Raw genomic sequence first — 9,464 nt, 5'->3', positions numbered from 1 at the left:
GACAATCGCCACACTCACAATATTCTGATCCAGCGCCGCCAAGAACATCCCCAGCAACAAACCGGACAAAATAGTCAGAACCTGCCGATGCGAGAGTGTGCCCGGCGCGGCGCCCGGGGCCGGCTGCGCCGCCGGCTCCCGGGTGGTCGAAGTGGTCATATTTCCAAGCCCTGTTTCGGTTCGGCCGTCGATGGCGGGGTTGATTCGATACCGCAGTTGAGCCGGTCGAGCAATGCGATCAGCGTGGACCTGTCCGCGTCTGGCCAATCGGCCATCACCTCGGCGATCCAAAGGTTGCGCAAGCGCCGATTCTCGGCGAACACCCGGACACCCTCGTCGGTCGCGGCCAGTACGCATGCCCGGCCGTCGATCGGATCGGCGCGACGCTCGACCAGGCCGTGTGCCACGAGAGATCTGGTCTGCCGGCTGATGGTGGAGATCTCGGCGTGCAATTGCTCGGCCAGCTTGCCCGTCCGCTGCGGTCCGTCGTGAACCAGACAGAAGAGCATGGCGTAGGCGAGCTTCTCCAGTCCGTCCGGGCCGGTCTTGGACAGCTGCGTCTTGGCGCGATTCACCGCGCGTACGAACCGGATCAGTTGGGCGCCTAGTCGATCGGCGTCGTCGAGCGCTGTGGCAGTGACGGTGCGGTCAAGGCCGGCAGCGGTCATCGGGTGTCCCCTTTTCCCAGATCTGCAGACTTGCTTAGCGCGTACAAGTAGTTGCCGACGCCAACTATACAGACGGCGTACGGCGGTGGTTCATTTCGTTCAGAACAGGGTCATCGGCTCGATCGGCGCCGGATCCACGAGGGCCGGCAGTTCCGCGCCGGCGGACCGCACGTCATCGTAGAACCGCCGGGCCAGCAGTAGCGAATCCGCATTGTCGGGAGTGTGGACGAATACCGTCGGCGACCGTCCTTCCCGCAACCACTCGACGACGAGGTCGCGCCACGGCCGCCAGCCGGCGACGGTCGCCTCGACATCGTCGTTGCCGTGATACCGCACGATCGGATAGTCGGTCAGTGCGCGCAAGCGGCGCGGCAGGCGCGGCTTCTTCGCGCTCGCCTCGTACTCGGCCGCGCTGCGCGGCGGTGCGGCGAACAGGGTGGTGGTGTCGAACGGAATCCATTCGGCGCCAACCCGTTCCAGCACGTACTCCAGCCGGTCGGCCGCCTCGGGATCGGCGAAGAACGCGCGGTGGCGCACCTCGACCGCGCAGCGGTACCGGCGCGGCAGGCGCTGCAGCAGTCCGGCGAGCACGCCGAGATCGTCCGGCCCGAACGAGGCCGGCAATTGCGCCCAGAGCGCGTGGATGCGCGGCCCCAGCGGTTCCACCGCGCGCAGGAATTCCGCCAATTCCGTTTCCGCACCGCGCATCCGGCGTTCGTGGGTGATGGTCCTCGGCAGCTTGAGCACGAATCGGAAATCCTCGGGCGTCTGCTCGACCCACGACCGCACGGTGGCCGGACTCGGCGTCGCGTAGAAGGTGGTGTTGCCCTCCACCGCGGTGCAGTACCGGGCATAACCGCCCAGTCGCCGCCGCGAATCCGGCTGATACGCGCGCCACGCCTCGTGGGTCCACTGCGCGCATCCGACCGAGAGTGTCATGGTGTCGACGGTAACCGCCCGCGGTGACAGGGAACACGGGGCAGCTCAGTCCTGCCGCGTGCCACCACGGAAGAACAGGATCTGGTCGCCGTAATCGGCCAGGGCACGCGCCTGCCCCGCCTGCCGGATTCCACTGGCGGGCAGGTTGGTCAGCTTGGCGAACATGCCGGAGTTGCCGAACGCCGCGCGGACCTGGGTTTCGGAGGCGTAGTCGGCGCCGTAGTCGGCGAGCATCGCGAAGTCCAACGGCGCCAGCGGAGTATCCAGCGGCTCCTGTCCGGCCGGGCGGCCCAGAGCGGCGAACTGTCGCGCGGCACCGTCGGCGTACCAGCACAATTCGTAGGTCAGATTCTCGATGGTGTTGACCGCGAGCACCGGCCACTGCCGCGAAAGCCGCAGCGCCAGCGGGTTTTTCCCGGTGGGCGCGAGTTCCCAGAACAGGCTCAGCACATGCACCCAGCTGCCCGCGCGCTGCAGCAGCACCACATCGTCACCGAGGTTCGGAGCGGCGTTGAGGACGGGATCGGGCATATGCCAATGGGTTTCGCCGACCCCGGCGAAGGCGCTGCTGTCCACCGGATGCGCGCCGTCGGCGGCATAGGCCTCGATCACCGCCGCGCGCACCCGGGCCACCGCGTCGGCGGCGGCGCAGCGCACGCTCAACGCACCGTAGGAGGTGGCGATCTCCATGGGCTTGGACGGCGGGTCCGCCAGCGCACCGGCGGCGAGGGGTTTGAGCCCGACCAGGCCGAGCTTCCAGTTGATCTCCTCGATCGTGGTCAGATCGCCGGCGGTTTGGTAGAGGATCTGCTGCTGGGTGAGATATCCGGCGCGTTCGAGCGTCGGGCATTCCAATTTCACCAGGGCGCCATGGGTTTTGCTGGTGAATTCGAGTTCGTCGATCGAGGTCTCACGCAACCGCGTGGTCATCTCCGGCGTGGTCCACGCGGAATACCGTTCGCGATACATCGCCAGCGCCTGTTTGCGCGCGCGGCCGATCATCAGGGTGCGCAGCAGCATGTTCAGGCTGGCCAGATAGCGGCCCGCCTGATCGGGATTGGCGGCGAACAGGCCCGCGCGGATGCGCACCGCCTCGGCACTGGCCGCCACCGCCGACTCGGGATCCAGCCGGCACAGCCACACCCCGCATTTGGACAGACCGTCGGCACACACCCCGGCCGCCATCGGATAGTTCTGCGCCACTTGGTGATACGCGTCGCAGGCCTGGCGGATGGTCGCGGTGGCCAGTTCACGATGGCCGATGGTGCGGGCGGCCTGTTCGAACAATCGCAACGCCTCGGTGACCTGCCCGGCGAATTGCGCGGTCACATGACCGGCGGTCAGCCAGTGCAGCCGGATCAGCACCGCCTCCTGGGCGGGTTCCAGCGCTGCGGGCGCGCGGTCGCGGTCGGCGTCTTCGGTCTTGGTGTCCAGGCAGGCCTTGGCCAGCTCGCACAGCGACGTCGCCAGGCGCAGTTCGGCCTCGGCCGATCGTTCCTGAGCGGCGGCCCGTCTGTGGTCGGCCACCTGCTGTTCGATCGCGCTCAGCGCACTCGCCATCCCAACTCCCGCATCACCTTCCACATACGGTCGTCGACCGGCCGCATCGTGCCGTGCCGAGTCTGCCACATCCGGGGACCGCGCAGCAGCCGACGACGCCCGCGTGCCGCGCCGCCGCCGGGCCGCAGACCGCCCGCAGACCGGGCCCACTCTCGGAAAAGAAGCGAATCGGTGTTAACTTATAGCAGAACCTCGAGTAACTTTGATCGATCGGAGTGGCTATGACCACGGCAGTCGTCGTCGATGTCGTCCGGACCCCGTCCGGTAAGGGAAAAACCGGTGGCGGCCTGTCCCAGGTCCACCCGGCCACCCTGCTGGCCGGAGTGCTGTCCGACCTGGTCGCACGCAACGACCTGGATCCGGCGCTGGTCGACGATGTGATCGCCGGCTGCGTGACGCAGAGCGGGGAACAGGCGTTCAACATCGCCCGTACGGCGGTGCTCGCGGCCGGATTTCCGGAGGCCGTCCCCGCTACCACCGTCGACCGCCAGTGCGGCTCCAGTCAGCAGGCCGCGCACTTCGCCGCTCAGGGCGTGATCGCCGGCGCCTACGACATCGCCATCGCCTGCGGTGTGGAGTCGATGTCGCGGGTGCCGATGTTCTCCAACGGCCAGGGCGCCGACGCCAATCGCGGTCCGATCGCTCATCGCTACCCCGAAGGGCTTGTGCAGCAGGGTATTTCGGCAGAGGTGATCGCCGCGCGGTGGAAGTTCGACCGCGCCGCACTGGACGAATTCGCGGCCCGGTCGCACCGGCTGGCCGCCGAGACCGCCGCTTCGGGCGGGTTCGATCGCGAGATCGTCGCGGCCGGAACCCTGCAGGCCGACGAGACCATTCGCCCGTCCACCACGGTCGAGGGCCTGGCCGGTCTGCGTCCCGCCTTCGCCGACGACCAGTACCTGGCCCGCTTCCCCGAGATCGACTGGTCCATCACGCCGGGCAACTCCTCCCCGCTCACCGACGGCGCCTCCGCGGCCCTGATCATGAGTGAGGAGAAGGCCGCCGCACTCGGCCTGCGCCCGCGCGCCCGCTTCCATTCCTTCGCCGTCACCGGCGACGACCCGCTGCTGATGCTGACCGCGGTCGTCCCCGCGACCCGGAAAGTGCTGGCGCGCGGCGGCCTGTCGATCGACGACATCGACGCCTACGAGGTGAACGAGGCCTTCGCGCCGGTCCCGCTGGTGTGGGCGCACGAACTGAACGCCGACCCGGCCAAGCTGAACCCCCGCGGCGGCGCCATCGCACTGGGGCATCCGCTCGGCGCCTCGGGCGTCCGCATCCTCGCGACGCTGGTCAACCACCTCGAACAGTCGGGCGGCCGCTACGGCCTGATGACCATGTGCGAGGCCGGTGGTCTCGCCAACGCCACCGTCATCGAACGACTCTGAGGATCGATCGGATCACGTGTGCCGGTCGGCGTCCCCGACGCCGACCGACGCACGCTACCCGCGGCGCCGGCAACTGTCGGGCACGATATGCCCGGCGGTTACCAGCGCGTCGAACGCCGCCTGCTTGATACCGCAGCCGTCGGTCGAACAATCGGTGTGCAACTGCATCACCTGATGCGCACGCTCCACTGTCAATGGCCGGGTGGGCGCCGAATGTGCCATCACCACAATGAGATAATCGGTAGACAACTCCATGACATTGCCCCATATCCGGTTCTACATGTTGATGTAGCTACACGGTAACTCCGCAACGGGGTGTCGCCGACGGACAAGTACCGGACAATCCGGTGCCCAGAGGACATCTCAACGGGCACACGAGGATTGCCTCACCTAATCAGCCTCCCCCGCTCCGCCACGGCTAGTCGTCGGAGACGTCCGGGAATGCCTGCTGGCGGTGGCCGCCGCGCAGGGTTCCCGTCAGATATGCGGCCTTACAGGCACGTCGGGCGATCTTCCCGCTCGACGTGCGCGGAATCGATCCGGCCGGCACCAGGAGCAGTTCGCGCACGGTGACCCCGTGGCGCGCCGAAATCGCCGCCCGCACCACCTCCGCCACCGGCTCCGCATCGAGTTTCGCTGCGCCACTTCCCCGTTCGGCCACGATTACCAGATGTTCGCCTCCGGCCCCGGTGGCGGCGAGTTCGGCGGGCAGCTCGTCACCGCGCACCGAGAACGCCGCCACGAAACCCGGCCGCAGTGCGGCCGACGACTCCTGTGCCGACATCTCCAGATCCTGCGGATAGTGGTTGCGCCCGTCGACGATCACCAGATCCTTGACCCGGCCGGTGATGTACAACTCGCCGTCGTGATACACGCCGTAGTCCCCGGTGCGCATCCAATATGCCTGTGGCGCAGCGCCTTCGGCACGGCTGCCAGCGGGCTGCCGGGCGCTGAGCCGGTTGTGGAAGGTCGCCTCGGTCTCCTCGGCACGACCCCAGTAGCCGATGCCCATGTTCTCCCCGTGCAACCAGATCTCGCCCACCCGGCCGTCCGGCAGTTCGGCGCCGTTGTCGTCGACGATCACCGCCCACTGTGAACGCGCCACATATCCGCAGGACACCTGTGCCACGGCGTCTTCCGCATCCGGGGCGACCTCGACGAGGTCTCCGGCATTGAGGCGGGTGCGGTCGGCGTAGACGACCCGCGCGGCGTCCTCACGCCGGGTGGCCGACACGAACAGGGTGGCCTCGGCCATCCCGTAACACGGCTTGATCGCCGTCTTCGGCAATCCGTAGGGCATGAAGGCATCGTTGAATTTCGCCATCGACGACACCGACACCGGCTCACTGCCGTTGATCAGACCGATCACATTCGACAGATCGAGGTGCTCACCCGCCTTCGGGCGTCCGCGCGTCGCGGCGTGCTCGAACGCGAAATTCGGTGCGGCGGCATAGGTTGCGGCGCCGTCGGAGGCGGCGGCCAACTCCTTGATCCAGCGATAGGGCCGCCGGACGAACGCACTCGGCGACATGATGGTGATGAACTTGCCGCCGATCGCCGGCAGAATCACACACAGCAGGCCCATGTCGTGGAACAGCGGCAACCAGGTGACGCCGCGGGCGGTTTCGTCGATGCCGAGCGCGTCGATCATCTGCAGCAGATTCGTGCCGACCGAGCGATGCGTGATCTCCACGCCGGCGGGCGTGCGGGTGGAACCGGAGGTGTACTGCAGATACGCGACGCTGTCGATATTGATATCCGGTTCGGTCCAGCCCGCGCCGACGCTGTCGGGAATCGCGTCGACGGCGATGATGCGCGGACGCTGACCCGTCGGCATGCCGCGGAAGAATTCGCGCACCCCGGCCGCCGCGGAACTCGCGGTCAGAATCGCGGTCGGCCGGCAGTCGCCGAGGACAGCGTGCAGCCGGTCGGTGTGGCCGGGTTCGTCCGGATCGAACAGCGGTACAGCGATATTGCCCGCGTACACCGCCGCGAACATCGCCACCACGTAGTCCAGGCCCTGCGGCGCCAGAATGGCCACTCGATCCCGCGGCCGGGTCACCTGCTGCAACCGGGCCGCCACCGCCCGCAACCGCGCACCGAACTGACGCCAGGTGAGCTCGTGGTACTCACCGTCGCGCTCGCGCGAATAGTCGATGTAGCGGTAGGCCAGCTCGTCCCCGTTCGCCGCACTGTGCTTGTCGACGAATTCGATCAGGGTCGCATCGCCCAGGATCTTGATGTTGCCGTGTTCGTCCAGATAGTCATCGAAGGTCTCGCCGATCATTCCCTCATCCTTTTCACGCACGAACGTCACGCACGAACAGTCACGCAGGAACGAAAGCCCGGAGCCCGCACTCGGCGGAGCTCCGGCGGGCAACTCAATACCGGCCGAAGGTCAACGACACGTTGTGGCCGCCGAATCCGAAGGAATTGTTGACCGCGTAGTCGATCCGCCCCGCCCGGGCCTGGCCCTTGACGATGTCCAGATCGACATCCGGATCCTGGTTGTCCAGGTTGAGGGTGGGCGGGACGACGCAGTCGCGAATGGACAGCACCGTGAGCACCGATTCCAGTGCCCCGACGGCGCCGATGGAATGTCCCAGCGCCGATTTCGGCGCGTAGACCGAGGCGTGATTGCCGACCGCCGCGGCGATGGCACGGGCCTCCGCGGTGTCGCCGATCGGGGTGGCGGTGGCATGCGCGTTCACATGTCCCACATCGGTTTTCGACAATCCGGCGGTCTGCAGCGCGCGGGTGATGGCCCGCGCCGCGCCCGTGCCGTCCGGATCCGGCGCCACCAGGTGGAAACCGTCGGAGGTGAGGCCGGCGCCGAGCAGCCGGGCATGCACGGTGGCGCCGCGAGCCCGGGCGTGTTCCTCGGATTCGAGCACCATCATCGCGCCGGCCTCACCGAAGACGAATCCGTCACGATCGGTGTCGAAGGGACGCGAGGCGCGTTTCGGATCGTCGTTGCGCGTACTCATCGCCCGCATCATGGTGAACGCGGCGATCGGCACGGCCTGGATCGACCCCTCCACACCGCCGGTCACGACCACGTCGGCGTCGCCCATCACGATCATCTTCCACGCGTTGGCGATGGCCTCCGACCCCGAGGAACACGCCGAAACGGGGGTCGCGATACCAGCTTTGGCGCCCAATTCCAGCCCGACCACCGCGGCCGCGCCGTTGGGCATGATCATCTGGACCGCGAGCGGGCTGACCCGGCGATATCCGCCGTTGGCCATCTTGTCCTTGACGTCGATGAGCGCCTCCACACCACCGAGCCCGGTGCCGATGGAGACGCCGAGCCGCACCGGATCGACCTCGGGCGCACCGGCGTTGCGCCACACCTCGCGCCCCAGCACCAATGCCATCTGCTCGAAGTAGGACAGCCTGCGGGTCTCCTCACGGCTCAGAACGGTGGACGGAACGACCTTGAGATGACCGCCGATGCGGACCGGAAGTTCGAACTGGTCGATGAAACCGTCGTCGAGTACGTCGATTCCGCTCTCACCGTTCAACAGTCCCTTCCACGTGGAGTCGACATCACCGGCGATGGACGTGGTCGCGGCCAGGCTGGTGACGACGACGTCGCGGTAGCGCATACGGCTGGAAACCGTCATTCTCGGCTCACTTTCGACAGGCAACACTGCGGAACAGGGGCAACACTGCGGCGAATACAAGCTGGAGCGACAACGGTGGCGGTGGAGCGGCTACATTAGCGAGACGAAACACGACCGGCACAGCCCTGAGTGCCACCCGGCAACCCGGTCGTGACTGCACTGTACCGGTTTCCTCCCGCAGCGTCGCACGGCGATCCACAACGAGGAAGGGCAACACCGTGGTCAGGAATCTCACCCAACTCGAGTTGCTACTGGAACTCGAGCCCGTGGCGGAGAGCAACGTGCATCGGCATCTGTCGATGGCGAAGACGTGGCATCCGCACGACTACGTCCCGTGGGATGCGGGACGCAATTTCGCGGCCCTCGGCGGAACCGATTGGGACCCCGCCCAGTCACGGCTGAGCGAGGTCGCCCGCGCCGCGATGGTCACGAATCTTCTCACCGAGGACAATCTGCCGTCCTACCATCGCGAGATCGCCGAGAACTTCTCCACCGACGGCGCCTGGGGAACCTGGGTGGGACGCTGGACGGCCGAGGAGAACCGGCACGGCATCGTGATTCGCGACTATCTCGTCGTGACCCGCGCGGTCGACCCCGTGGCCCTGGAACGGGCCCGGATGGTCCACATGACCAACGGTTACGACGCGATGAAACTCGTGCGCGAAAGCGACAAGGCCAGCGTGGTGGAGCGGGCCGACACCGGATTCCTGCACTCGGTCGCCTATGTGACCTTCCAGGAACTGGCCACCCGCGTCTCACATCGCAACACCGGGAAGGTCTGTGACGATCCGGTCGCCGACCGCATGCTGGCGCGCATCTCCGCGGACGAGAACCTGCACATGATCTTCTACCGCAATATGTGCGCAGCGGCTTTGGATCTGGCGCCCGACCAGGCGCTGGAGGCGATTTCCGATATCGTGTGCAATTTCCAGATGCCGGGCGCCGGAATGCCGGATTGGCGGCGCAACGGCGTGCTGATGGCAAAACACGGAATCTACGATCTGCGCCAGCATCTGGAGGAAGTGGTGATGCCGGTGTTGCGCAAGTGGAATGTGTTCGATCGCAACGACTTCACCGCGCGCGGCGACCGGGCCCGCAATACCCTCGGGGAATTCCTGGAGAAACTGCGAAACGATTGTGCGCGTTTCGAAGAACAGCGGGACCGGGCGCTGGCCCGGGAGGCCCGCAAACGGGAGCTGGTGGGCTCCCGGTCGTGAGCGGCGGCAGCGCGGCGGTGTAAGCGACTGCATCCCCGAGCATTTCGATTGGGTTTCGAAAGCGAC

8 protein-coding genes are annotated in these 9,464 nt (G+C 67.0%); 2 read left to right on the top strand and 6 right to left on the bottom strand.

From position 1 onward, the window contains the following. Nucleotides 1–155: 155 nt before the first annotated feature. The 3 genes from A5780_RS23455 to A5780_RS23445 form a co-directional block, all read right to left on the bottom strand. Nucleotides 156–668: a MarR family winged helix-turn-helix transcriptional regulator gene (locus tag A5780_RS23455; protein ID WP_063012140.1), complete on the bottom strand. Its 513-nt coding sequence runs from the start codon at nt 666–668 to the stop codon at nt 156–158. A 99-nt stretch (nt 669–767) separates the two neighbouring features. After that, on the bottom strand, nt 768–1,607 hold the full coding sequence (locus tag A5780_RS23450) for a DUF72 domain-containing protein (protein ID WP_064909602.1): 840 nt from the start codon (nt 1,605–1,607) through the stop codon (nt 768–770). A gap of 45 nt (nt 1,608–1,652) precedes the next feature. Beyond that, nucleotides 1,653–3,167, bottom strand: coding sequence for a hypothetical protein (locus A5780_RS23445; RefSeq protein ID WP_064909601.1), 1,515 nt, complete (start codon nt 3,165–3,167; stop codon nt 1,653–1,655). A gap of 221 nt (nt 3,168–3,388) precedes the next feature. Between A5780_RS23445 and A5780_RS23440 the strand changes: the two genes are divergently transcribed. Beyond that, nucleotides 3,389–4,555 carry a thiolase family protein gene (locus A5780_RS23440; protein ID WP_063012146.1) on the top strand — a complete coding sequence of 389 codons (1,167 nt, stop codon included), beginning with the start codon at nt 3,389–3,391 and terminating at the stop codon, nt 4,553–4,555. Between the two features lie 54 nt (nt 4,556–4,609). Here A5780_RS23440 and A5780_RS23435 read toward each other — a convergent pair whose 3' ends face one another. The 3 genes from A5780_RS23435 to A5780_RS23425 form a co-directional block, all read right to left on the bottom strand. Then, nucleotides 4,610–4,810, bottom strand: coding sequence for a hypothetical protein (locus A5780_RS23435; protein WP_030516058.1), 201 nt, complete (start codon nt 4,808–4,810; stop codon nt 4,610–4,612). Between the two features lie 163 nt (nt 4,811–4,973). Next, entirely contained in the window at nt 4,974–6,842 is a 1,869-nt protein-coding gene (fadD32, locus tag A5780_RS23430; protein WP_064909608.1) for a long-chain-fatty-acid--AMP ligase FadD32, read from the bottom strand. 94 nt (nt 6,843–6,936) lie between these two features. After that, entirely contained in the window at nt 6,937–8,181 is a 1,245-nt protein-coding gene (locus A5780_RS23425) for a KasA/KasB family beta-ketoacyl-ACP synthase (RefSeq protein ID WP_064909600.1), read from the bottom strand. Between the two features lie 218 nt (nt 8,182–8,399). Between A5780_RS23425 and A5780_RS23420 the strand changes: the two genes are divergently transcribed. Beyond that, nucleotides 8,400–9,398, top strand: coding sequence for an acyl-ACP desaturase (locus A5780_RS23420; RefSeq protein ID WP_063012149.1), 999 nt, complete (start codon nt 8,400–8,402; stop codon nt 9,396–9,398). The last annotated feature ends 66 nt before the right edge of the window (nt 9,399–9,464 follow it).

The sequence above is a fragment of the Nocardia sp. 852002-20019_SCH5090214 genome, assembly GCF_001665865.1.
In the GTDB taxonomy this organism is placed as follows: domain Bacteria; phylum Actinomycetota; class Actinomycetes; order Mycobacteriales; family Mycobacteriaceae; genus Nocardia; species Nocardia nova.
The sequence above is the reverse complement of the archived record's forward strand: the minus strand, read 5'-3'. Positions and strand labels throughout refer to the sequence as shown.

Bases quoted from the DNA above. Each gene is read 5' to 3' on its own strand.
- A5780_RS23455 (WP_063012140.1), bottom strand. From the start codon at position 668: ATGACCGCTGCCGGCCTTGACCGCACCGTCACTGCCACAGCGCTCGAC.
- A5780_RS23435 (WP_030516058.1), bottom strand. From the start codon at position 4,810: ATGGAGTTGTCTACCGATTATCTCATTGTGGTGATGGCACATTCGGCG.
- fadD32 (WP_064909608.1), bottom strand. From the start codon at position 6,842: ATGATCGGCGAGACCTTCGATGACTATCTGGACGAACACGGCAACATC.
- A5780_RS23445 (WP_064909601.1), bottom strand. From the start codon at position 3,167: ATGGCGAGTGCGCTGAGCGCGATCGAACAGCAGGTGGCCGACCACAGA.
- A5780_RS23425 (WP_064909600.1), bottom strand. From the start codon at position 8,181: ATGACGGTTTCCAGCCGTATGCGCTACCGCGACGTCGTCGTCACCAGC.
- A5780_RS23440 (WP_063012146.1), top strand. From the start codon at position 3,389: ATGACCACGGCAGTCGTCGTCGATGTCGTCCGGACCCCGTCCGGTAAG.
- A5780_RS23450 (WP_064909602.1), bottom strand. From the start codon at position 1,607: ATGACACTCTCGGTCGGATGCGCGCAGTGGACCCACGAGGCGTGGCGC.